At 70.4% G+C, this 23,708-nt stretch carries 19 protein-coding genes; 6 read left to right on the top strand and 13 right to left on the bottom strand.

The features are described from left to right. The first annotated feature begins 289 nt into the window (after positions 1-289). Entirely contained in the window at positions 290-661 is a 372-nt protein-coding gene (locus tag ACWD38_RS02705) for a hypothetical protein (RefSeq protein ID WP_184482152.1), read from the top strand. Positions 662-678: 17 nt separating this feature from the next. Here ACWD38_RS02705 and ACWD38_RS02700 read toward each other — a convergent pair whose 3' ends face one another. The 3 genes from ACWD38_RS02700 to ACWD38_RS02690 form a co-directional block, all read right to left on the bottom strand. Beyond that, on the bottom strand, positions 679-1,080 hold the full coding sequence (locus tag ACWD38_RS02700; protein ID WP_184485711.1) for a hypothetical protein: 402 nt from the start codon (positions 1,078-1,080) through the stop codon (positions 679-681). A 282-nt stretch (positions 1,081-1,362) separates the two neighbouring features. After that, positions 1,363-2,055, bottom strand: coding sequence for a DUF6319 family protein (locus tag ACWD38_RS02695; RefSeq protein ID WP_184482154.1), 693 nt, complete (start codon positions 2,053-2,055; stop codon positions 1,363-1,365). A 111-nt stretch (positions 2,056-2,166) separates the two neighbouring features. Continuing rightward, positions 2,167-3,660 carry a flavin-containing monooxygenase gene (locus tag ACWD38_RS02690; RefSeq protein ID WP_184482156.1) on the bottom strand — a complete coding sequence of 498 codons (1,494 nt, stop codon included), beginning with the start codon at positions 3,658-3,660 and terminating at the stop codon, positions 2,167-2,169. A gap of 105 nt (positions 3,661-3,765) precedes the next feature. On the opposite strand from ACWD38_RS02690, the gene ACWD38_RS02685 reads away from it, so the two are divergent. Together ACWD38_RS02685 and ACWD38_RS02680 are read left to right on the top strand one after the other, a co-directional pair. After that, positions 3,766-4,395 (top strand): TetR family transcriptional regulator, encoded by a 630-nt coding sequence (locus ACWD38_RS02685; protein WP_184482158.1) that lies wholly within the window; start codon positions 3,766-3,768, stop codon positions 4,393-4,395. A 388-nt stretch (positions 4,396-4,783) separates the two neighbouring features. Then, a complete protein-coding gene (locus ACWD38_RS02680) occupies positions 4,784-5,422 on the top strand; it encodes a hypothetical protein (protein WP_184482160.1) in 639 nt (212 codons plus the stop codon). Between the two features lie 138 nt (positions 5,423-5,560). On the opposite strand, the gene ACWD38_RS02675 is transcribed toward ACWD38_RS02680, so the two are convergent. The 6 genes from ACWD38_RS02675 to ACWD38_RS02650 form a co-directional block, all read right to left on the bottom strand. Continuing rightward, a complete protein-coding gene (locus ACWD38_RS02675; protein ID WP_450123204.1) occupies positions 5,561-7,777 on the bottom strand; it encodes a 3-hydroxyacyl-CoA dehydrogenase NAD-binding domain-containing protein in 2,217 nt (738 codons plus the stop codon). Between the two features lie 143 nt (positions 7,778-7,920). Then, on the bottom strand, positions 7,921-9,135 hold the full coding sequence (locus ACWD38_RS02670) for an acetyl-CoA C-acetyltransferase (RefSeq protein WP_184482164.1): 1,215 nt from the start codon (positions 9,133-9,135) through the stop codon (positions 7,921-7,923). A 211-nt stretch (positions 9,136-9,346) separates the two neighbouring features. Beyond that, entirely contained in the window at positions 9,347-10,936 is a 1,590-nt protein-coding gene (locus ACWD38_RS02665; protein WP_184482166.1) for a lactate permease LctP family transporter, read from the bottom strand. A gap of 327 nt (positions 10,937-11,263) precedes the next feature. Beyond that, positions 11,264-12,595, bottom strand: coding sequence for a glycolate oxidase subunit GlcF (gene glcF / locus ACWD38_RS02660; RefSeq protein WP_450123203.1), 1,332 nt, complete (start codon positions 12,593-12,595; stop codon positions 11,264-11,266). Continuing rightward, a complete protein-coding gene (locus tag ACWD38_RS02655) occupies positions 12,595-13,851 on the bottom strand; it encodes an FAD-binding oxidoreductase (RefSeq protein ID WP_450123202.1) in 1,257 nt (418 codons plus the stop codon). The genes glcF and ACWD38_RS02655 overlap by 1 nt, the downstream gene beginning before the upstream one ends. After that, entirely contained in the window at positions 13,851-15,341 is a 1,491-nt protein-coding gene (locus tag ACWD38_RS02650) for an FAD-linked oxidase C-terminal domain-containing protein (protein WP_450123201.1), read from the bottom strand. Before ACWD38_RS02650 ends, ACWD38_RS02655 begins: the two co-directional genes overlap by 1 nt. 239 nt (positions 15,342-15,580) lie before the next feature. Between ACWD38_RS02650 and ACWD38_RS02645 the strand changes: the two genes are divergently transcribed. Next, positions 15,581-16,105 carry a YbaB/EbfC family nucleoid-associated protein gene (locus ACWD38_RS02645; protein WP_184482174.1) on the top strand — a complete coding sequence of 175 codons (525 nt, stop codon included), beginning with the start codon at positions 15,581-15,583 and terminating at the stop codon, positions 16,103-16,105. A 6-nt stretch (positions 16,106-16,111) separates the two neighbouring features. On the opposite strand, the gene ACWD38_RS02640 is transcribed toward ACWD38_RS02645, so the two are convergent. From ACWD38_RS02640 to ACWD38_RS02625, 4 genes are all read right to left on the bottom strand, one after another. Then, positions 16,112-16,987, bottom strand: a complete 876-nt coding sequence (locus ACWD38_RS02640; protein ID WP_450123200.1) for an oxygenase MpaB family protein — start codon at positions 16,985-16,987, stop codon at positions 16,112-16,114. A 32-nt stretch (positions 16,988-17,019) separates the two neighbouring features. Then, positions 17,020-18,180, bottom strand: a complete 1,161-nt coding sequence (locus ACWD38_RS02635; protein WP_450123199.1) for an alkaline phosphatase family protein — start codon at positions 18,178-18,180, stop codon at positions 17,020-17,022. Positions 18,181-18,279: 99 nt separating this feature from the next. After that, complete coding sequence (locus tag ACWD38_RS02630; RefSeq protein ID WP_450123198.1) at positions 18,280-19,422, bottom strand: acyl-CoA dehydrogenase family protein; 1,143 nt, start codon at positions 19,420-19,422, stop codon at positions 18,280-18,282. Between the two features lie 78 nt (positions 19,423-19,500). Further along, positions 19,501-20,631 carry a CaiB/BaiF CoA transferase family protein gene (locus tag ACWD38_RS02625; protein WP_343071567.1) on the bottom strand — a complete coding sequence of 377 codons (1,131 nt, stop codon included), beginning with the start codon at positions 20,629-20,631 and terminating at the stop codon, positions 19,501-19,503. A 108-nt stretch (positions 20,632-20,739) separates the two neighbouring features. On the opposite strand from ACWD38_RS02625, the gene ACWD38_RS02620 reads away from it, so the two are divergent. Together ACWD38_RS02620 and ACWD38_RS02615 are read left to right on the top strand one after the other, a co-directional pair. Further along, a complete protein-coding gene (locus ACWD38_RS02620) occupies positions 20,740-21,459 on the top strand; it encodes a MerR family transcriptional regulator (protein WP_184482183.1) in 720 nt (239 codons plus the stop codon). 427 nt (positions 21,460-21,886) lie between these two features. Beyond that, complete coding sequence (locus ACWD38_RS02615) at positions 21,887-23,584, top strand: AMP-dependent synthetase/ligase (RefSeq protein WP_450123197.1); 1,698 nt, start codon at positions 21,887-21,889, stop codon at positions 23,582-23,584. The last annotated feature ends 124 nt before the right edge of the window (positions 23,585-23,708 follow it).

Raw genomic sequence — 23,708 nt, 5'->3', positions numbered from 1 at the left:
GAGCGTTCCGGGAAGGCGCGGCAACTCTGCCGTGAGGTCGCCGAACCTGCTCCGTCGGTCCCTCCGTTGATATCACACCGGCCTGTCAAGGCCGACCTCCGGCCGACCTTCCGAAAACGGCATTCGCCCTGGCACCGCGCAGAAAATCGACCGTGCGGCGCAACCGTCGCATTCTTCCGCCGCGACGCGCGGCCACCCGGGCGACGGTCGCGGCGGATAGACCGAAGTCACGGCGAACTCCGTGATCGAGCGCCTACACTTGGTCACAACGAACCGTGCGGAGGAACCAATGATCGACCCGTTCTTCGATTCCCTCGCCACCGCGCTCGGCGGTCAGATCGCCGTCGCACTGGGCAGCGCCGCGCAGGGCGCGCTGGACAAGGTGCGCGGCCTGCTGCGCCGCCGGGACGACCCGACGACGCTGGCCGCGCTCGAGGCCGCGGAGAGCGGTGCGGGACGACCGCAGATCGAGGCGTTGGCCGAACGGCTGGACCAGGTCGCTCAGGACGATCCGGAGTTCGGCGCGGAGCTGCGCGAGGCGGGCGCGGAAGTGCACCACGAGCTGTCCGCGACGCAGAACCGGGTGGTCAACCAGAACTCCGGCACCGTGCGCACCTTGATCCAAGGCGAGCAGATCAACGGCGACATCACCTTCAACTGACGCCGGATCCGGCCCGGTCAGCCCGCCCGCTGGTCGGCGTCGTTGAGTTCCGCGAGGTAGCGGTTGTACTCGGCCAGCTGCGGGTCCTCGCCCACCTCCACGGGAGGTGCGGGCGGCGGCACGAGCGGACGCCTGCGGCGCGCGGCGCCGTCGTCCTCCGGTTCCGCCGGCTCCGCGGGTTCCGAAGTGTCCGACGCGGCCTGCGGCGGGTCGTGCTGCTGCAGCTCCATGCGGATCAACCACACCCACATGCAGAGCGTGAACACCCCGAACAGCGGCCACTGCAGCGCGTAACCCAGGTTCTGGAAGCTGCCGCCCGCTTCGTGCGCACGATCCCACTGCCACCACGCCAGGAAGGCCGTTGCGATCACCGCGGCGATGAACACCGCGTGCAGCAGCAACCAGCGTGGAGTCAGCATCCGAGTCACGCCCTCGATTCTAGGCGTTGCTCCCGGCGACCTTGAGCTGGTGAGCGCACAGCACCGCCATCGACGGCACGTCCGGCCACCACCAGGCCCGGCCCCGGAACTCGAGGCGCCGCCGCAGCACGAGCCGATGACTGCGAGCAAGGGAACCTTCCTGTCACCGACGCGAGGGAGGGAACCTTTCTGTCACCACTGCGAAGAAGGGAACCTTTCTGTCACGGATGAGAGCAAGGGAACCTTCCTGTCACGTCTCGCGTGCGCTCGGTGCCAGTGGGGTCACTCGGTGAGTTCGTGGAGCATGCGCTGGGCGTCGGCGAGCTGCTGCTCGAGCTGCTCGACGCGTTCGCGCTGCTGTTCCCGCGCGGCCTCCAGCAGCGGTTCGACGGCGGCGGCGACCTCTTCGTGCAACGACTTGGCCGCCTGGGCCACGGCCGAGGTCGACACGGGCGTGGGGCGCAGGACCCGCTTCTTCCCGGTGCTGACCTCGACGTTCCACTGGCCCGCCTGGTCGGCCGTCAAGATCACGGTGGCGCCCGCCGGCGGCTTCGGCTTGCGCCGGTTCGCCGCCGCGGCCGGTTTCGGAGCGGATTCGGCGCCGGCGTTCGGCGCGGAACGCGCGGGCTCCGGAGGGCGAGCGGGGGCGGCAGCAGGCTTCGGCTCCGGTGCCTTCGCCGCCGCCTGGGGGGCTTCGGCGACGGGGGCGACCGGCTCCGGCTCCTTGCGCTTGCGCGGCGGCTTGACCGTCGTGACCTCCGCCGCCGAGAAGGACAGGACGTCCTTGGATCCGGCCGGGCGGATCTGGATGAAGTCGCCCTCGGCCGGTTCGTCCAGCGCGATGACCTTGCCGGACCGCCCCTCCGGCACACCGACCGCTGCTGAGGTGAACCACAGCGTCGGTGTACCGCCGGAGGACAGTTCTTCGCGGAGTCCCCGGATCTCGTCGGACGACAACGTGCGGGCCTGTGGCATCGGAGCCCCTAGCTCAAGATGCGCCCCGCCCTCCGGCCCAACACCGGTGAACTCAGCCGGGGCTGTTCCAACAACGACGCCCGGAACTATATCGAACGCCCGTGCGAAGCATCAATGGCGCCCGGTCGCCGCTTTGATCTCGAAGTCCGCCGGGTCGGCCTTGCGCGTCCGAAGCCAGTAGTTCCAGGTGAAACCGGGCCAGACCGTGCGGTTGACGCCGTTGACGTCCAGGTACCAGCTCTGGCATCCGCCCGAGGACCACACCGCGTCGGAGAGCTGGTGCTGGATCTTGCCGTTGAACTCGTCCTGCACGGATTGCCGCACATCGATCTGATCGACCTCACCGCGGTGAATCGGCCGCAGGCAGCTCAGCACGTAGTTGATCTGCGACTCGATCATGAACACGACGGAGTTGTGCCCGAGGCCGGTGTTCGGGCCGAGCAGGAAGAACAGATTGGGGAAACCGGACACGGTCATGCCCAGGTGGGCGTGCATCCCGTCCTTCCAGGTGTCCCGCAACTTCCGCCCGTTCCGCCCGATGATGTCGAGGTGGTCGAAGGCGTCGGTCACGTGGAACCCGGTGCCGAAGATGATGGCGTCGACCGGGTACTCCTCGCCGTCGCCGGTGACGACCGAATTCTCCTTGATCTCTGCGACACCGCTCGTGCGGAGGTCGACGTTCGGCCTGTTGAGCGCCGGGTAGTAGTCGCTGGAGAGCAGAATCCGCTTGCACCCCATGGAGTACTTGGGCACGACGGCCTCGCGCGTGTCGGGGTCCTGCACGACCCGGCGGATGTAGCGCTTGGCGAGGTGCTCGGAGATCTTGCCGAGCACCTTGCTGCGCAGCACCGCGACCGAGCGGAACTCGAGGGTCCAGTAGACCGCGGTGCGCGCGACGCGCTGCAGGAACGGGACCCGGCGGAACCACTTCCGCACCTTCTCCGGGATCTCCCGGTCGGGCTTGGGCTGCACCCATGGGGGCGTCCGCTGGAACAGGTGCAGCCTGGACGCCTGCGCCGCCACCTTCGGCACGAACTGGATGGCGCTGGCGCCCGTTCCGACGACGGCGACCCGCTTGCCCTCCAGGTCGTAGTCGTGGTTCCACTTCGCCGAGTGGAAGACCTCGCCTTGGAAGCGCTCCAGCCCGTTCAGCTCCGGGTAGCTGGGAATGTGCAGCGCACCGACGCCGGAGACCAGTGCGCGACCGACGTAGGAGTCGCCGGAGGCCGTGGACACGCGCCAGGTGTGGGTGTCCTCGTCGTAGTCCGCGCCGGTGAACTCGACACCGTAGCGGATGTGCTCGCGGATGCCGTACTTGTCGGCGCAGCGCTGGAGGTAGTCGGAGATCTCCTGCTGCTCGGCGAACAACCGGGACCAGTCCGGGTTCTGCTCGAACGAGAAGGAGTACATCAGCGACGGCACGTCGCACGCGCATCCGGGATAGGTGTTGTCGCGCCAGGTGCCGCCGAGGTCGTCGCTCTTCTCCAGCACGACGAAATCGTGGATGCCCGCTTCCTTGAGCTTGATCGCCGTGCCGAGTCCGGCGAATCCGGTGCCCACAATGACGACGGACGTGTCGTGCCGCTGCGGTGGCGCCTGTGCCATTCGAGCCCTCCCTGATGGACCACACCTTCCTACCTCAAAGTAGCCTACTATGAGTAAGTTACCTCCGGTAGGGTTCGTCGCGGCCATTCTCGGTAGGGTTGGATCGTGAATGTTGAGCAGGCCGCCGGGAACTCCGCGACGAACGGGCGACGCAAGCGTCTCCCCAGGGCAGAGCGGGAACAGCAGATACTGGCCGTCGCCGAGCAGGTGTTCGCAACCAACAGCTACCAGGCCACCTCGATGGACGACATCGCCCACCGCGTCGGCCTGTCCAAGCCGATGCTCTACGAGTACTTCGGTTCGAAGGAAGGCCTCCTGGTCGCCTGCGTCGAACGCGCACGGCGGGAACTGCTCGACGCCACCACCGAGGCGGCGGCCGGCGCGGCCGGGGACTCCGCCCAGCTGCTGCACGACTGCCTGCTCGCGTTCTTCCGCTTCAGCGATGACCACGCCCAGTCCTGGGCGCTGCTGCGCAACGAGGCAGCCATCCCCGTCGCGACCGTGAACACCGAACTCGAAGCGACCCGGGAGCAGCAGACGGAGCTCACCGCCCGGCTGCTCGAGGCCAGCCGTCCCGAACTGGACCAGGTCCGCCTGGAGGCGTTCGCCGAATCGATCATCGGGGCGTGCGAGCGGCTGGCGATGTGGCGCGAGAAGCGGCCCGAGATCACCGCCGAGCACGCGACCCAGCACCTCATGGCCCTGATCAGCCCGAGCCTCATGCCGCAGGCCTGAACAGGCCCCGCCTCCTCCGCCGCCCGCAGCACGAGCGGCCGAATACCACTCGATCGAGGGGCATCTCCACCCAAGGGATCAAGAGCGGTCTTCGGAGTGCCGATGTGGAGCGCGTTGATCGTCTGGCGTGGCACGTGGCTCCGCGCGACCCCGTCGGGTCGTCGACACCCGCACCGGACGGCCTCACCAGGTTCCCGTCCCGGCACCGCACCCCGGCGCCGGGCCGGGAACCGAGCCCCACTCGCGACACCAAGGAGAACTGATCTTGCGCCCCTGGACCACGCGCACGTTGCAAGCAGCCGTCGTGGCCGCGGGATTCGCCGCAGTCGGGGCCGGCACCGCCTCGGCAGCGCCAGGACCCGAACTCGTCAAGCCTGACCTTTCCTCGGTGCCCGACGACATCGGCGTCACCGTGCCGGTGGACGCCTGCCGCATGCAGGACGCTCCTGGTTTCAACAGCACCAAAGCCCCCTGCCTGGACGCACAGCTGCGCGCGGGCGTTCCGAACGTGGTCAAGCAGGTCGGCGCGAACATCGTCACCACCACGCACGGCATCGCCGGCGAGCTGCGCGACGGCGAACCGCTGCTGAGCGAAGGCAAGCCCGCCCGCATCACCAGGCACATCGGCCAGGCGCGGCTGGACGTCGAAGACCTCACCAAGACCCGGCCGACCATCGGCGTCGCGGCGAACCCGCAGCACACCGGCATCGTCGACAGGCACGCCCCCGACGGCAAGTTCCTCGACGCCGAGATCGGGCCGCGCCAGCCCGACCACCAAGGCGTCTCCGCCGGAGACACCTCCTTCGCCCTCGACGCCGCGCACGGCTACACCGTGGGCCCCGTCGCCCGGCCCGAAGCGGTGCTCCAACACGACCTGCGCGGCGGGAACCTGCCGAAGGTCGGCGATGTCGTGCCCGCCGCCGGCAAGGTGGCCGACATGACCAAGGCGGACGAGCTCACCGCCGTACCCGGTCAGATCGTGCACAACGTCGCCACCGGGCTGCCGCAGATCCCCGCGCAGCGGTGATCCCTCCAGCGGAGGCTCGATAAGCGCACCGCCCAGAAGGGGCGCCGGACCACGTGGTCCAGCGCCCCTTCTTCATGCCCGGGTCGGTGCGAGGAAGGGAACCTTTCTGTCACCGGTGACAGGAAAGCGACCTTCCTGTCATGCCGCGGTGGAGTTGACGATTTCGTCGTCGGGCTCGCCGAGTGCGAACGGCTCGCCGGCCTCGGCGCGGCGCACCAGGGATTCCGGCGGGGTGAAGCGCTGCCCGTAGTTGTCGGCGAGCTCCTTCGCCCGCTCGACGAAACCGGCGAGGCCACCGGCGTAGCCGTTCATGTACTGCACCACTCCCCCGCTCCACGCCGGGAAGCCGATGCCGAAGATCGACCCGATGTTGGCGTCCGGAACGGACCGCAGCACGCCTTCGTCCAAGCACCGCACGGTCTCGATGGCCTGGATGAACAGCAACCGCTCGGTGAGGTCGACGAGCGCGACCTTCGTCGGGTCGACGCTGCCCGCTCCCAGCCGATCGACCAGTCCGGACCACAGCCCGCCGCGCACACCGTCGGTGTACTCGTAGAACCCGGCACCGCCCGAGCGTCCGGGCCGCTCGAACTCCTCGACCATGCGGTCGAGGATCTCGTCGGCGGGATGCGGGGTCCAGGTCCCACCGGCTTCCTCGATGGCCCGCTTCGTCTCCTCCCGGATCTTGCGCGGGAGGGTCAGGGTGAGCTCGTCGAACAGCTGCAGGACCGGCGCGGGGAACCCGGCCTGGTTCGACGCCTGCTCGATCGTCGCGGGGTGGATGCCCTCGCCGAGCATCGACACGCCCTCGTGCAGGAAGGTCCCGATGACGCGGCTGGTGAAGAACCCGCGGCTGTCGTTGACGACGATCGGCGTCTTCTTGATCTGTTGCACCACGTCGAACGCCCTGGCCAGCGCGCGCTCGTTGGTCTGCTCGCCGCAGATGATCTCCACGAGCGGCATCTTGTCGACCGGGGAGAAGAAGTGCAGCCCGATGAAGTCCTCGCGGCGCCGCACGCCCTCGGCGAGCGAGGTGATCGGCAGCGTCGAGGTGTTCGAGGCGATCAGCGCGTCGCCGTCGATGACGTCCTCGATCTCGCTGTACACCTGGTGCTTGAGCCTGGTGTCCTCGAAGACGGCTTCGATGACCAGGTCGCAGCCGCTGAGCTGGTCGTTCTGGTCGGTCGCGGTGATGCGGGCGAGCACCTCGTCCCGCTCGGCCGCGGTGCTGCGGCCCTTGTCCACGGCCTTGCCGAGGATCTTCTCCGAGTAGGCCTTGCCCTTCTCGGCGGCGGCGAGGGAGATGTCCTTGAGCACCACCTGCATGCCGGCCTTCGCGCAGACGTAGGCGATGCCCGCGCCCATCATGCCGCCACCGAGCACGGCGACCTTGCTCGCCTTCCACCGCTCGATGCCGTCGGGTCGGCTGCCGCCGGAGTTGATGTGCTGGAGGTCGAAGAAGAAGGCCTTGCTCATGTTCTTCGCCGTCTGGCCGCTGGCCAGGTCCACGAAGTAGCGGCCTTCGATCTCGAGCGCGGTGTCGAAGTCGACCTGGGCGCCTTCGACCGCCGCGGCGAGGATGTTCTTCGGCGCGGGCATCGGCGCGCCCTTGAGCTGCTTGCGCAGGTTCGCCGGGAACGCCGGCAGGTTCGCGGCGAACTTCGGGTTCGACGGGGTGCCGCCGGGGATCTTGTAGCCCTTCTGGTCCCAGGGCTGCACGGCCTCCGGGTTGGCCTTGATCCACTCCTTCGCGCGGTTCAGCAGCGCGTCGGCGTCCTCCACGACCTCGTCGATCAGGCCGAGCTCGCGTGCCTTCTCCGGGCGCAGCCGCTGGCCCTGGGTGAGGACCTTGAGCAGTGCGTCGGCGATGCCGAGCATGCGGACGGTGCGGACGACGCCGCCCGCGCCGGGCAGCAGCCCCAGGGTCACTTCGGGCAGGCCGAAGCGGGTCTTCGCGCCGTTGAGCGCGATGCGGTGGTGGCAGGCCAGCGCGATTTCGAGCCCGCCGCCGAGCGCGGTGCCGTTGAGCGCGGCGACGACCGGCACGCCGAGCGTCTCCAAGGCGCGCAGTTGCCGCTTGGTCGTGGCGCTGACCTCGGCGAACTCTTCGACGTTCTCCGGGCGCACCCGCACCAGGTCACGCAGGTCGCCGCCGGCGAAGAAGGTGCTCTTCGCCGAGGTGAGCACCACGCCGGTGATCTTGTCGCGTTCGTCCTGGAGGCGCTGCAGCGTCTCTTCCATCGACCGCACGTAGCGGTCGTTCATCGTGTTCGCCTGCTGCTGGGGGTCGTCGAGGGTCAGCACGACGATGCCGTCGGCGTCCTGGTCCCAGCGAATGGTGCTCTGATCGCTCATCGCGGAAATGTCCTTCGTGGTTCACGAGCGCCCGGCACGAGCTGCGGCGGTGGTGCGAGCAAGGAAACCTTTCTGTCACCGGTGACAGGATGGTTCCCTTCCTCGCGGCGCAGCGGCCGGTGCGGCTTCGATCCGGGGTGGGGTCAGCTGAGCCGTTCGATGACGGTGGCGATGCCCATGCCGCCGCCGACGCAGAGGGTGGCGACGCCGTAGCGCTGCTCACGGCGTTCGAGCTCATCGATGAGGGTGCCGAGGATCATGGCGCCCGTCGCGCCGAGCGGATGCCCCATCGCGATGGCGCCGCCGTTGACGTTGACCTTGTCGTGCGGCACGCCGAATTCCTTCATGAACCGCAGCGGCACGGCGGCGAACGCCTCGTTGATCTCGATCAGGTCCATCTGATCGATGGTCATCTCCGCCTTGGCCAGCGCCTTGCGCACGGCCGGGCCGGGGCCCGTCAGCATGATCGTCGGGTCGGCTCCGCTCAGCGCAGTGGACACGATGCGGGCGCGCGGGCGCAGGCCGGTGCGTTCGCCGAGGCTCTCGCTGCCGATGAGGGTGAGCGCGGCGCCGTCGACGATCCCGGAGGAGTTGCCGGGGGTGTGCACGTGGTCGATCTGCTCGACCCAGTGGTACTTCTGCAGCGCCACGGAGTCGAATCCGCCCATGTCACCGATGGCGGCGAAGGACGGGTTGAGCCCACCGAGGCTGTCCGCGGTGGTGTTGGCGCGGATGTGCTCGTCGCGATCCAGGATGGTGCGGCCGTTTCGGTCGACGACGGGCACCACGCTGCGGGAGAAGCGTCCGTCGGCCCACGCCTTGGCGGCTCGGGTCTGGGACTCGGCGGCGTAGGTGTCGACGGTGGCGCGGTCGAAGCCTTCGAGGGTGGCGATCAGGTCGGCCCCGATGCCCTGCGGCACGAAGGACGTCTCGAAGTTCGTCTCCGGGTCCATCGCCCAGGCGCCGCCGTCGGATCCCATCGGCACGCGGGACATGGATTCGACACCGCCGGCGAGGACGGCGTCCTCCCAGCCGGAGCGGACCTTCTGCGCGGCGACGTTCACGGCTTCGAGGCCGGACGCGCAGAACCGGTTGAGCTGGACGCCGCTGACGGTGTCGGGCAGGCCGGATGCCAGCGCGGCGGTCTTGGCGATGTCGCCGCCCTGGTCGCCCATCGGCGATACGACGCCGAGCACGAGGTCGTCGATCAGGTCGGGGTCGAGCCCCGGATGGCGCCTGCGGAGTTCGTCGACCAGCCCGACGACCAGGCTGATCGGTTTGGTCCCGTGCAGCGATCCGGTTTTCTTGCCGCGACCGCGCGGGGTGCGGATCGCGTCGTAGACGAGCGCCTCGGACATGGGCGACGTGCCTCCTCGTTGCGGCCTAGTACTCCACCCAGAGTGTGACACCAACACTGTCACAGTCAATGCCCGTCGGTGCGAGGAAGGGAACTTTCCTGCCACCGGTGGCAGAAAGGTTCCCTTCCTCGCAGCCGGAAGGGCGTGCAACGTGCGCCTCCTTGACCGGAAGGTTCCCTTCCTCTCCTCGGTGACAGAAAGGTTCCCTTGCTCACATCACGGTCATCCAGGACAGGACCGGGGTCGCTTGCAGGGCGATGAGGGCGCACATCAGCAGGAGGAAGCCGAGGCTGAACGGGAGGACTCGACGGAAGAGGTCGCCCTCGCGCCCGGCCATGCCGACGGCTCCGGCGGCGATCGCCAGGTTCTGCGGCGAGATCATCTTGCCGAGCACCCCGCCCGAGCCGTTGGCGGCGGCGGCCAGCATCGGATCGATCCCCGCCTGTTCGGCCGCGGTGACCTGCAGCGCGCCGAACAGCGAGTTGGACGAGGTGTCCGAGCCGGTGACGGCGACGCCCAGCCACCCGAGGATCGGCGAGAGGAAGGCGAACAACCCACCGGTGGCCGCCATCCAGGTGCCGAGCGTCGCGGTCTGTCCGGAGGTGTTCATGACGTAGGCGATGGCGAGCACGGTCATCACCGTCACGATCGCCCAGGCGAGCTGCCGGTAGGTCGCGGCGTAGCGGCCGAGGGCGGCGCGCGCGCTGATGCCGATCACGGGGATGGTGAGCAGTCCCGCGATCAGCAGCAGCGAGCCCGCTCCGGACAGCCAGTTGAACTTGAACTCGGTGAGCGAGAGCGCTTCGCCGCCGGCATCGCGGATGTCGAGTCCGGGCCAGTTGAACTTGAGCGTGACGGCGTCGAGCAGGTCGGCGATCGGTCCCAGCTGGGCGACGACGAACACCGCGATGATGATCAGGTAGGGCGCGTAGGCGCGCAGCACCTCCGCTCGGCTGCCCGCGGGTTCGGAGGTGGGCGGTTCGGCGCCGCGCGGGGTCCACACCCGCATCAGCAGCACCGTCGCTCCCGCCGCCAGGAGCGCGGCGATGATGTCGGTCAGCGGGACGGAGACGTAGTTGGACGCCGCGAACTGGGCGACGGCGAAGGTGATCCCACAGGTGAGGGTCGCCGGCAGGGTCTCCCGGACGCCGCGCACGCCGTCGATGATGCCGACGAGGACCATCGGCACGAACAGCGCGAGCAGCGGGGTCTGCCTCCCGGTCATGGCGCCGAGGTCGGCCAGCGGCAGCTCGGTGACGCTCGCCAGCGTCACCAGCGGCGAAGCGAGAGCTCCGTAGGCGACGGGCGCGGTGTTGGCGACCAACGCGACGACGGCCGACGTCATCGGGCTGATGCCGAGCGCCAGCAGCATCACCGTGGTGATCGCGACCGGTGTGCCGAAGCCGGCGAGGGCTTCGAGCAGCGCGCCGAAGCAGAACGCGATGATCATGGCTTGGATCCGGCGGTCGCCGCTGATCCTGGAGAAGCTGCGTTGCAGCACGTCGAAATGCCCGGTCGTAACGGTCATCTGGTAGATCCAGATGGCGTTGATGACGATCCACAGGATCGGGAAGAAGCCGAACGCCGCCCCGAGCGTCGCCGACAGCAGCGCCTGGTCCACGGGCATCGGGTAGACGAACATCGCGATCGCGAGCGCGACGGCCAGCGCGATGAGCGAGGCCTTCCACGCCGTCATGCGCACGAGGCCCAGCAGGGCGAACAGCACGAGCAACGGCAGTGCCGCCGCTACCGCGCTCCAGCCGAGCGAACCGAACAACGGGGCCAGGATCTGTTGGTACACGACCACTCCTTTGTGGCGGAGACCCGACGTGTCGAGACGGCGACGATAACCGCGCGTGGGCACGTCCGGTAGTGCTGACCAGACGCCGCGGAGGGGTTCACCCGGCGCCTTGACCGGCTTCGTCCCCACTGGACTCGCGACCGCTGCCGGCCCGCTTGGAGAAGCCCGTCGAGCGGGCCCACGCGTTCGCCCACTGGTGCGAGGAAGGGAACCTTCCTGTCACCAGTGCGAGCAAGGGAACCTTTCTGTCACCGATGCGCAAGAGGGACCCTCGCTCGGCCGGGGCTCATCGGACTCGGCGAGGAAGGGAACCTTCCTGTCACGCGGTCAGGTGTGCAGGAGGGTGTCGACTGCTTCGCCGCGGATCGAGGCGTCGAGCACTTGCACGGTGTGGGCCATCGGGAGCGCTTCGCCGCGTCGTTCGAGCGCGGCGCGGATCTGCATGGAGCAGCCGGGGTTGGCGGTGACGAGCAGGTCGGCGCGGGTGTCCTGGACGTGGGCGGCTTTGCGGTCGCCGAGTTCCTGGGCGGCTTCGGGCTGCAGCAGGTTGTAGATCCCGGCCGAGCCGCAGCACAGTTCGCCGCGGTTGATCTCGCGGAGTTCGAGGCCGGGGATGCCGCGGAGCAGGTCGCGCGGCTGGGAGCGGATGCCTTGGCCGTGGCTGAGGTGGCAGGCGTCGTGGTAGGCGATGGCGGCGGGCAGGGGGTGGCGGGTGGCGGTGGGGCCGAGTTCGGTGAGCAGTTCGGCGATGTCGCGCACCTTGGCGGCGAACCGTTCGGCTTTGGCGGCGTAGTGCGGGTCGTCGCGCAGCAGCTGCGGGTATTCCTTGAGGGTGGATCCGCAGCCCGCCGAGTTGATCACGATGTGGTCCACGCGGGACTCGTCGAAGGTGTCGAGCAGGGCCCGTGCGAACGCCACGGCCTCCTCTTCGCGGCCGGAATGTTCGCTGAGCGCTCCGCAGCATCCTTGCGCAGGCGGGATGACGACGTCGCAGCCTTCGGCGGCGAGCACGCGGGCGGTGGCGGCGTTGACGTCGGGAAAGAAGGCGCTCTGCACGCAGCCGGTGATCATGCCGACGGTGGCGCGGCGGGCTCCTCGCGCGGGCACCCGGTGGCCGAGCCGGGGGGCCCGGTTGATCGGCGGCGCGAGCGATTCCATGGTGCGCAGGTGCGGCGGCAGCGCGGCGGTGATGCCGGTGCGCCGCAGCAGTGCGCCGAGGCGGAGGCGTTGGTAGAGGGCGAGGGGGCCGCGCATCGCGCGGAGCCTGCGCGGGTAGGGGAACACCGTGAAGATCGCGGTGCGCAGCAGCTTCTCCCACCGGCTCCGGGTGTGGTTGCGTTCGATCTGGGCGCGGGTCTCGTTGATGAGGGTGCCGTAGCGCACCCCGGAGGGGCAGGCGCTGACGCAGGCCATGCAGCCGAGGCAGGCGTCCATGTGACCGACCATGGTGTCGGTCATGGGTTCGCCTTCGAGCCCTTCCTTCATGAGGTAGATCCGCCCGCGCGGCGAGTCCATCTCCTCGCCCCACAGGTCGTAGGTGGGGCAGCTGGGCAGGCAGAATCCGCAGTGGACGCAGTCATCGATGAGTTCGCGCTGCGGCGGGTGCTGCGCGTCGAACGCGCCGCTGCGCAGCAGGTCGTGCGGTGGGGTGTCGCTCATCAGATTCCTCCCGCGAAACGGCCGGGGGCGAGTCGGTGTCCGGGGTCGAAGTGGTCTTTGATCCGCCTCGTCAGGCTGCGGATCCCGGCGGGTTGCGGTCCCCACGGGTCGAGGGCGTCGCGCACGGCGGCGGTTCCGCGTTCCAGCACGGCGTAGTCGAGCCGGTCGCGCAGTGCGGCGACGAGGTCGGCGACGGCGCGGGGGTCGGCGTCGGCGGGCAGTCCGGCGTGGAGCACGCCGAGCCCGGCGGCTCCGCGCAGCGCGGGCGACAGGCCGGTGTCGGCGGCGGCGCGGTCGGTGGCGGTGAGCAGCGCGGTCAGCGCGGCGGGTTCGGCGCCGAGCCGCAGCGCGTTGTCCGCGGGCCCGAACGGGTGCTGCCCCCACCAGTCGGGCGTGCGGTCGTGGACGGTGCCGCCGACGTCGCGGGCGAGCGCTTCGGCGCGGTCGTGGGTGGCGTCGGGGCGTCCTTCGAGCTGCGCGCTCACGGTGATGGCGCCGCCGGGTTCCGGGCGGTCGAGTTCGATGGCGGTGGGCATCGCCTGGCAGTGCCGGTAGGTGTCGACGATGGCGGCCGCGTCGGCGGCGCCTTCGACGGTGCTGCTGATCCAGCGGTGTTCGGCGGCGAGGGGGTGCAGCCGGAACACCACTTCGGTGATCACTCCGAGGGTGCCGAACGATCCGGTGTAGAGCTTGCCGAGGTCGTAGCCCGCGACGTTCTTGACGACTTTGCCGCCGGAGGTCGTGACGGTGCCGTCGGCGCGCACCACGGTGATGCCGATGAGCAGGTCGCGCACGCCGCCGAAGAAGTACCGGCCGGGGCCGGAGGTCGCGGTGGCCACGACGCCGCCCGCGGTGGCGGTGCGGGCCGGCGGGTCGATGGGCAGTTGCTGGCCGGCTTCGGCGGCGGTGGCGTGCAGGGTGGCCAGCGGGGTGCCGGCTCGGGCGCTGAGCACCAGGTCACCGGCGGCGTGTTCGACGATCCCGCTGTCGGTGGACAGGTCCAGCAGCAGGTCCGCGGAGCGCGGCGCGGCGCCCCAGTCGAGCTTGCTGCCGGATCCGCGCGGCACGACGGTGAGTTCGTGTTCGGCGGCGGCGCGCAGGATCGCCGAGACGTCTTCGGTGCCCGCGGCCGCGGCGACCCACGTGGGCCGGACGCCGGCGACCTCGTCGGCGGCCGTCGCGTCGCGGATCTTGCCGGTGCCCGCTGCGGATTCCAGCGCGGCGCGGGCGGCGGGGGTGGTGGTGTTCGCGGGCATCAGAACTGGTCCGCCAATCCTGCTTCGGTGAGCGGGTGCACTCCGCGGCGCGGGCCGGGCACTTCGCCGCACAGCCGCGGTGTCGGGAACACCTTGCCGGGGTTGCAGATCCCGGCGGGGTCGAACGCGCACCGCACGAGTTGCATGGTGTCGAGGTCGTCGTCGGTGAACATCCGGCCCATGTACTTGACCTTGTCGGTGCCGACGCCGTGTTCTCCGGTGATGGAGCCGCCGTGTTCGATGCACAGGTCGAGGATCGCTCCCGAGACCGCTTCGGCGCGTTCCGCCGCGCCCCGCTCGGCGTCGTCGAACAGCACCAGGGGGTGCAGGTTGCCGTCTCCGGCGTGGAAGACGTTGGCGACGCGGACCCCGGAGTCGGCGGAGAGCCGGGCGATGCGGCCGAGGACTTCGGGCAGCGCGGTCCGCGGGATCACCCCGTCCTGCACGATGTAGTCGGGGCTGATGCGGCCGACGGCGGCGAACGCGGATTTGCGGCCCTTCCAGATCATGGCGCGTTCGTGGTCGTCGGCGGCGACGCGGATCTCGAAGGCGCCGTGCTCGTCGCAGTGCCGCCGCACTTCGGCGAAGGTGTGCTCGACTTCGGCGGCGGGGCCGTCGAGTTCGACGACGAGGACGGCGCCCGCGCCGTCGGGGTATCCGCAGTGGACGGCTTGTTCGGCGGCTTCGATGGCGAGCGCGTCCATCATTTCGATGGCGGCGGGCGTGACGCCGGCGCTGATGATGGCGGAGACGGCGGCGCCCGCGTCGTCGGTGGAGGCGAATCCGGCGAGCAGGGTCTGCACGACTTCCGGTTTTCGCAGCAACCGCACGGTGATCCGGGTGACGACGCCGAGCGTGCCTTCGCTGCCGATGAACGCGCCGAGCAGGTCGTAGCCGGGTGCTTCCCGCGCGGTGCCGCCGAGTTCGACGAGTTCGCCGTCGGGTGTCACGACCTGCAGTCCGAGGATGTGGTGGGTGGTGAACCCGTACTTGAGGCAGTGCGCGCCACCGGAGTTCTCGGCGACGTTGCCGCCGACGGAGCACACCTGCTGGCTCGACGGGTCGGGCGCGAAGTAGTAGCCGTGCGGGGCGGCGGCGCCGGTGACGTCGAGGTTGATCACGCCGGGTTCGACGACGGCGCGCTGGTTGGCGACGTCGACCTCCAGGATGCGGCGCATCTTCGAGGTCACGATGAGCACGCCTTCGGAGTGCGGCAGCGCCCCGCCGGACAGGCCGGTGCCGGAGCCGCGCGCGACGAAGGGCACCTGCTGTTCGGCGCAGGCCGCGACGACGTGCTGGACCTGCTCGGTGTTCTCCGGCAGGACGACCAGGGCGGGCACCACCCGGTAGCTGGCCAGGCCGTCGCATTCGTAAATGCGGCGCCGTTGCGGGTCGGTGATCACCGCGTTCTCCGGGAGCACGTCGCGGATGCGCCGCACCAACCGGTCGAGGTCGGCGCCGGGGACCGCGGTGATGCCGGTCGAGGACATGGGCACGCCTCCTCAGCATCGAGGATTTCGCTATGCGGAATTGCCATTCCGAACATCGGGAACTTTAGGCGGATCTGCGCATAGATACAAGAGGTCGACAAGGCCTCCCGCTCCCCCTATTGTGCCTCGCACCACTGTGATCGACACCGCGCGCGACGGCCGAATCGGTGGAACCCACCCGGTGATCGGACCGCACTGGCTACGCTCCCTGAAAACGTTCGGATCTGGGGAGATTTTTCATGTCCAGTGCTCAGCAGCGCATCCAGGAGATGCTGGCCCGCTTCGAGGAGCAGGCGACCGCCGCGGCACAGCTCAAGGACAAGATGGGCGCGATCCGCGGTGAGGCGCGCAGCCAGGACGGCGCGGTCACGGTCGCCGTCGCCCCCTCCGGAGCCGTCCTCGACCTGCGCCTGAGCCAGCAGGCGATGCGCCAGTCCCACACCGCCCTGCAGCAAGCGATCATGCAGACCATCCGGCAGGCCACCCAGCAGGCCGCGGAGACGATGAACGCCACCGTGGAACCGGTGCTGGGCGACCGCGCCGAGCAGTTCCGCGAGGCCTACAACGCCCACGGCGCCCAGCCCCCGGCCGGTCTCGACGACCAGCCCGCGGCCCGCCCGGAACCGCCCGCCGCACCGCCGCGCGCGGAAACCCCGCCCGCCGCGCCGAACCGCCCCGCCCCGAACGCGCCGAGCACCCCGCCGACCCGCCGCGGCCAGGACTGGGACGACGAGGACTTCTCCCGGGACTCGTTCCTGCGCTGAACCCGCCTACGCCGCTCCCAGCGCCGCGACGGCGCGGGCCGACGGGTACGCGGGTTCGCCGAGGCGTTCCACGGCGCGCAGCACGTGATCGGCGGGGAAGCGCCAGCGGATCGCCCCCGGCACCGCGAGACCCGTCGCTCTGGCGGCCCGCAGCCCCGCCGTCACCGCGGCGCGCGGGAACGCGGGCCGGCCGTAGATCCGCCGCGCCCACCCGGGCAGCAGCGAGTAGGCGAGGTGCCCTACAGGCCGGTAGGCCAGGTTCACCCCGGACCGCCACCACTCGGGGAACGGCCGGTGCAGGAAGCGGTAGATCAGCTCGGCGTCCTCGGTCCGCGCGAGCAGCGGCCGCATCCGGGCGAAGTAGGCCGCCATCTCCCACCGGGAACCGGGCACGGTCGCCGGGTCGAGGCCGACGAGCCCCGCGCCGCGGCGCTGCTCGTCGAAGTACCGGTCGAGCAGCGCACCGGTGAGCGGGAATCCGCCGCGCCGCACCACCGACGCGAACGAGGCGACCTCGGCGCAGTGCACCCACCGCAGCAGTTCCGGCTCGTCGAGCCGGATCGGTGAGCCGTCGCGGGGGTCGGTGGCGGTGAGGATCGAATGCACGTGCCGCACCCGCGCCGCGGCGCGGTCCACTTCGGCGCGGCCACCGTAGGTGGCGAGTCCGACGAACGCGCTGGTGCGCCGCAGCCTGCCGAGCGGGTCGCGCTGGAAATCGGAGTTCTGCACGACGCCCGCGACCGCGCGCGGGTGCAGCGCCTGCAGGTACAGGCTGCAGATCCCGGCCGCCCACATGGCCGGGTCGCCGTGCAGGTGCCAGCTCACCGCATCCGGGCCGAAGTAGCCCCGGTCCGGGGTGTCGAACGCGTCCTCGCCGGTCATCGTCGACCTCCGTCGCCGTCACGCCACCGCGATCACCCTTGCGCCACGAGCAAGGGGACGAACTGCTCGGCCGCGGTGAGCGAACCGTGGTGCCCGCGCAGCGAGGACTCCCCCGGTTCCACCGCGGAGCGGATCACCGCCGTATCGCGCAGCACCGCCAGCACGTCGCCGATGCGCGGGCGCACCGAGTCGGCCACGACGGGGCCGAACCAGCCTTCGTCGACGGCCTGCTCACCGGTCACCACCGCGCCGCGCTCCCCCAGCACCCCGCGCCACGCATGCAGCACGTCGTCGCGCGCACCGGGTTCGGAGTAGACGTGGCGGGCTCGGGCGTCGCCGCCGAGCAGCCGGACACCGGCGCTCAACGCGGGATCGGTGTCGGCGTCGACCGTGCCCGCCGGGTCGATGGCGACCATGCCGTGGTCGGCGACGACGAGCAGCTGGGAGCCGCCGGGCAGTCGCTGCGCGATCGAGGACACCAGCGTGTCGACCTGCGCGAGCTGGATCCGCCAGGGCAGCGAGCCGGGCCCGTGCCCGTGCCCGACGAGGTCGAGGTGGCCGTGGTAGGCGTAGCACAGCGCGGGGCCGGGTTCGGCGAGCGCGGCGAGCACTTCCGCGCCGAGGTCGCCGAGCGCGTGCACCCCGCGGAAGTCGCCGCCGCGCAGCGCGGCCCTGGTCAGCCCGGTGCCGCCGAACTCGGCGGGAGCCACCGAGCGCACCTGGACGCCCGCGTCGGCGGCGCGTTGCAGCATCGTCGGCTCGGGCTGCGCGGTCTCCGGCGGCCACGCGTCGAGCAGGCTGCGCCGCTTCCCGCGCGCGTCGCGGGCGGTGCCGTGGGTGGCCCAGGCCAGCGGGTGCAGCAGGCCGCCGGACGGTTCGGCGAAGGTGTAGCCGACGATGCCGTGCGCCCCGGCTGCCAAGCCGGTGCCGAGCGAGGTGATGCTGGTGGCCGTCGTGGTGGGGAACCCGGCCAGCAGCGGCTCGCGGGTCGCCAGCGCGGCCAGGAACGGGGCGTCGGCGGCGTGCTCGTGCAGCAGGGACCAGCCGAGCCCGTCGACGAGCAGCACCGCCGCCGCCCGGCATCGCGGAATCCCGAGGGTGTCGGTGAATCCCGCGACGCCGAGGGCGGCGAGCGTCGAGGGCAGCACGTCGGACAGCGCACGATCCGCGCCGGGAGTGACCATCCAGTCCATGCCGCACCTCTCCGGTGGTCGACCTGCTCAAGCCGGTCACTGCTCAGCGGCTCCGCCGCTGGCAGGACGCGGACGAACAATGCCCGCCCGGACAGGTTCTCAGATTCCCAGCGAGCGCCCCACGATCTCCTTCATGATCTCGGTGGTGCCGCCGTAGATCGTCTGCACCCGCGAGTCCAGGAAGGCCTTCGCGACCGGGTACTCCATCATGTAGCCGTACCCGCCGTGCAGCTGCAGGCAGCGGTCCACGACGCGCTTGTTCATCTCGGTGAGCCACCACTTGGCCATGGCGGCGTGCTCCACGCTCAGTTCACCGCGAACGTGGTCGGCGACGCAACGGTCGGTGAACACGCGGCCGATCTGCACTTCGGTGGCCATCTCCGCCAGCTCGAAGCGGGTGTTCTGGAACTTGCCGATGGGGCGGCCGAACGCGGTGCGGTCCCGGCAGTACTGCTTGGTGATCTCCAGGACCTTCTCGGCGCTGGCGATCGCGGCGACGGCGATGGACAGCCGCTCCTGCGGCAGGTTCTGCATCAGGTAGATGAAGCCCTGGCCCTCTTCGCCGAGCAGGTTCGTCGCGGGCACCCGCACGTCGTTGAAGTACAACTCCGCGGTGTCCTGCGACTTCTGGCCGATCTTGTCCAGGTTCCGGCCGCGCTCGAAGCCCTCCATGCCGCGTTCCACCACCAGTAGGCTGATGCCCTGGGCGCCCGCGTCCGGGTCGGTGCGGGCCGCGACGATCACCAGGTCGGCGTTGATGCCGTTGGAGATGAACGTCTTCTGCCCGTTGAGGACGTAGTGGTCGCCGTCGCGGACCGCCGTGGTGCGCATGCCCTGCAGGTCGCTGCCCGCGCCCGGCTCGGTCATGGCGATCGCGGTGATCGTCTCGCCGGAGCAGAAACCGGGCAGCCACCGCTGCTTCTGCTCCTCGGTGCCCAGCCGCGTCAGGTACGGGAGGTTGATGTCGGTGTGCACCGGCGAGCCGAATCCGTTGATCCCGGCGTTGACCAGCTCTTCGTCGAGCACGACGTTGAACCGGAAGTCGTCGACGCCGCCACCGCCGTACTCCTCGTCGACGGCCATGCCCAGCAGGCCCTGCTTGCCTGCGGCCAGCCACGCTTCGCGACTGACCACGCCCGCCGCTTCCCACTCCTCCTGGTGGGGCAGCAGTTCCTTGGCGATGAACGCCTTGGCGGCCTCGCGGAACGCTTCGTGCTCCGCCTCGAACAGATCCCTGCGCATCTGAGGTTCACGCTTCCTTTCAACAGCCCGTGCAGAACGTGTCGTCGTGGTCTTGGCAGCGGCGGAGCCCGAACTCGCTCACGCCTCGTGGATCGCTCCGGAGGCCAGCAGGTCGGCGGCGCCGGACACCTGCCAGTCCGCCAGCACCGCGGTGTCCGGCACGGCGACCGGGCGCGGCGGTGAACTCGGGGTGTGGGAGAAGCGCGGCGCGGGAGCGGGTTGCAGCACGCCGTCGGGGCTCGGCAACGTGCCGCGGGCGCGGATGTGCGGGTGGTTCTGGGCTTCGGTCATCGACAGCACCGGTGCGACGCAGGCGTCCGATCCGTCGAACACCTCCGTCCACTCCGCGCGGGTGCGCCGGGCGAAGACCTCCGCGAGCCGCTCGCGCAGCTCGGGCCAGTTCGCCGGGTCGTCGCGGTCCGGGGCCTGCTCGGTCAGGTCGAGGCGGGCGAGCAGTTCCGCGTAGAACTGCGGTTCCAGCGCGCCGACCGCCATGTACTCGCCGTCGGAGGTCTCGTACACGTCGTAGTACGGGGCGCCGGTGTCGAGCATGTTCGTGCCGCGCTCGGTGTTCCACACGCCCGCAGCGTGGAAGCCGAACAGCATCGACCCCAGGTGCGCCGCACCGTCCACGATGGACGCGTCGACGACCTGGCCCTGCCCGCTGGTGCGCGCCTGCAGCACCGCCGCCAGCACGCCGACCGCCAGGTACATCGCACCGCCGCCGAAGTCGCCGAGCAGGTTCGCCGGGACCTGCGGGGGTCCGCCCTTGCGGCCGATGGCGTGCAGCATGCCGCTCAGCGCGATGTAGCCGACGTCGTGTCCCGCGGTCAACGCCAGCGGCCCGTCCTGGCCCCAGCCGGTCATCCGGCCGAACACGAGCTTCGGGTTGACCTCCCAGCACTGCTCCGGGCCCACTCCGAGCCGTTCGGCGACGCCCGGGCGGAAACCCTCGATCAGCACGTCGGCCTGCTCCACCAGCGCCAGCACCGCCGCCGGGCCCTGCTCGTGCTTGAGGTTCACCGACACCGCGCGCTTGCCGCGGTCCAGCAGGTCGTGCTGGTTCGGCCCGCCACCGGGCCGCCCCACGCGCACCACGTCCGCGCCCAGGTCGGCCAGCAGCATGCCGCAGAACGGAGCAGGCCCGATGCCCGCCAGCTCCACCACTCGCACGCCCGCCAACGGACCGCCGTTGCCTTCTGCCGTCACGCCTGCACCTCTCCGCCGGCGGCTGCCCGCCACGCACGACACCGTGTCGCGACGCAATTAGTGTTACATCGTTGGTGTCACAGCGGTCAAGGAGTAAGCTCCTCGACCATGCTCCGAACCGCGGACGAAGAGCTCACCATCGACGAATTGGCCGCCCGCGCCGGCGTCACCGTGCGCACCGTTCGCTTCTACGCGTCCCGAGGCCTGCTCCCCCCGCCGCGGCTGCGCGGCCGGCTCGGCCTCTACGGCGGCGACCACCTCGCGCGGCTCGACCTCATCCGGGAACTGCAAGCGCTCGGGTTCACCCTCTCCGCCATCGAGCGCCACCTCGAGCGAATCCCCGACGACGCCACCCCCGAAGACCTCGCCCTGCAACGCGCCCTGCTCGCGCCGTGGACCAGCGACCAGAGCGAGGACCTCACCCGGCACGAGCTCAGCCAGCGCGCCGGCCGCCAGCTCGACGACGAACTGGTCCAGCAGCTCGTCGCCCTCGGCATCCTGCACGGCCTCGACGACGAACTCACCAGGGTGCGGCTGCCCAACACCGCGATGCTCGGCGTCGGCCTGCAGATACTCGACCTGGGACTGCCCCTCGAAATGCTGTTGCAGGCCAAGGGGATCGTCGAGCAGCACACCACGCAGATCGCTGTCGAGCTGCGCGAACTGTTCGCCGCCAACGTGCTGCGCCCCTACGTCGAACGCGGCCGCCCCGACGACGAGCGGGAACACGTCCGCGTCGCCACCGACCAGCTCCGGCCGCTGACCATCCAAGTGCTCGTCAACGGATTCCAGAACGCCGTCAACGACGTCATCCGCGACCACGTCTGACCCCTCCGTCCGCGAGGAAGGGAACCTTTCTGTCACCGGCGTGAGCACGGGAACCCTTTCTGCCACGGTCGACCGCGGCGGCTCACGCGCCGAAGCGAAAGGGAACCTTTCTGTCACCAGTGCGAGGAAGGGAACCTTCCTGTCACGGTCGTGAGATCCATCCGGACGTGACGGGCGCGCGGCGCGCGGCATCTCCGGACGTCGCGACGCCGTCGTCACCCGAAGCGAGTGCGGCAGGACCCGAACGAGCGAAGCGGCTCCCCTGACAGCCGAACGCGGCCGCCGGATCACGAACCCAGGGCGAACCGGGGACGAGCGCACCGCACCCGTCCGCCTACTGGCCAAGTCGGCCCTTCGTGCGGTTTCATCGGCGAGGTCACCGTGACTCATGTCACGAAGGTGGCCGCCTCGTGAGTGGAGGAGCCACATGAGCACACCCGCGGAGACTGCGGTGCAGGCACCGACCGCGACCATTCCGCACCTGTTCCGCCGCAACGCCGTCGAGCACCGCGACCACCCGGCGCTGACCGCCGACGGTCGCACCTGGACCTGGCACGAAGCCGCCGAAGCCGTGCACGACCTCGCAGCCGGGTTCGCCGACCTCGGCCTGCAAGCCGGCCAGACCGTGGTGCTGATGATGTCCAACAGCGCCGAGCAGTGGCTGGCCGACGTGGCCGTCACCCACCTCGGAGCGGTGCCGATCGCGGTGCACCCCGCGCTGAACTCCGGGGAAGTGCGCGACGTCACCAAGCACAGCCGCGCGCACATCGCCGTGCTGAGCAACGCCCACCACGTGCGGCGCTGGTCGGCGGCGCTGCGCGAACCGGACTCGCTCAGCCACGTCATCGTCGTCGACCACGACGCGATCCCCGAGGAGGACGACCGCTTCCTCACCTGGCGGACCTTGCGCGACCGCGGCGCGCACCACCTGCGCCGCGATCCGTCGATCGTGGACCGGCACGCCGCGAACGTCACCCCCGACGCCGCGGCCACGGTGCTCTACTCCCCCGACGCGATCGGCGTGCAGCGCGCCGTCGTGCTCACCCACCGCAACGTGCTCGCCGCCGCCTCCGCCCGGCAGCGGGTCACCTGCGTTCCGCCGCACACCAGCACCCTCTGCTACCTGCCGATGGCGCACATCTCCGAACGCGCGGGCAACCTCTACAGCGCGATCCACGACGTCACCCACGTCCACTTCTGCAACGGCATCACGCAGGCCATCCGGCAACTGCCCGCGGTGCGCCCGCACACCTTCTTCGGGGTGCCGAGGATGTGGGAGAAGCTCGCCGCGATCGCTCGCGCGCTCCCCGCCGCGCACAACGCTGCGGAGAAGCAGGACGTCCTCAGCGGACTCGGGCTGGACGGCACCGCGTGGGGCGCCAGCGGGGCCGCCCCGATCGGCCGCGACGTCCTCGACCTGTTCGCCGGGCTCGGCTTCCACATCTTCGAGACCTGGGGATCGACGGAGACGAGCGGCTGGGCAGCCACCAACCGGCCCGGCGCCGTCCGCTTCGGCACCGTCGGCAAGTCGCTGCCCGACGTCGAGATCCGCACCGACGAGGACGGCGAAGTGCTGGTCCGCGGCCCCCTCGTCTGCGCAGGGCACCTGCAGGAGGACGGCCTGATCCGGGTGGCCACCGACGCCGACGGCTGGCTGCGCACCGGGGACGTCGGCAGCGTCGAGGACGGCTACCTCACCGTCACCGACCGCAAGAGCGAGCTCATCGTCAGCTCCCACGGGGAGAGCGTCGCGCCCAGCGTCGTGGAGCACGCCTTGCGCGCGCATCCGCTGATCGGCCACGCGCTGGCCTTCGGCGAAGGGCGACCGCACGTCGTCGCGCTGCTCGTGCTCGACGAGGACGCCGCGCCCGAGTGGGCCCGCGCGCACGGGATCTCCGAGACCGGCCTGGCAGAGCTGGCCCGGCATCCCGACGTCGTGGCCGAAGTGGACCGCGCGGTGGAATCGGCCAACGCCGCGCTGGGCCAGTCCGGCCAGGTGCTCGCCCACCGCCTGCTCGACCGGCAGTGGGGCGCCGAGGGCGGCGAGCTCAGCCCGGCGCTGAAGTTGCGCCGCCGCGTCATCCACGACAAGTACGCCCACACCCTCGAAGCCCTCTACGACTGACCCACCGACTCCGCGAGCAAGGGAACCCTCCTGTCACCGGTGCGAGCAAGGGAACCTTCCTGTCACCGGTGCGAGCAAGGGAACCTTCCTGTCACCGGTGCGAGCAAGGGAACCTTCCTGTCAC

It is taken from the genome of Saccharopolyspora sp. NPDC002578, from assembly GCF_053592695.1.
The sequence above is the reverse complement of the archived record's forward strand: the minus strand, read 5'-3'. Positions and strand labels throughout refer to the sequence as shown.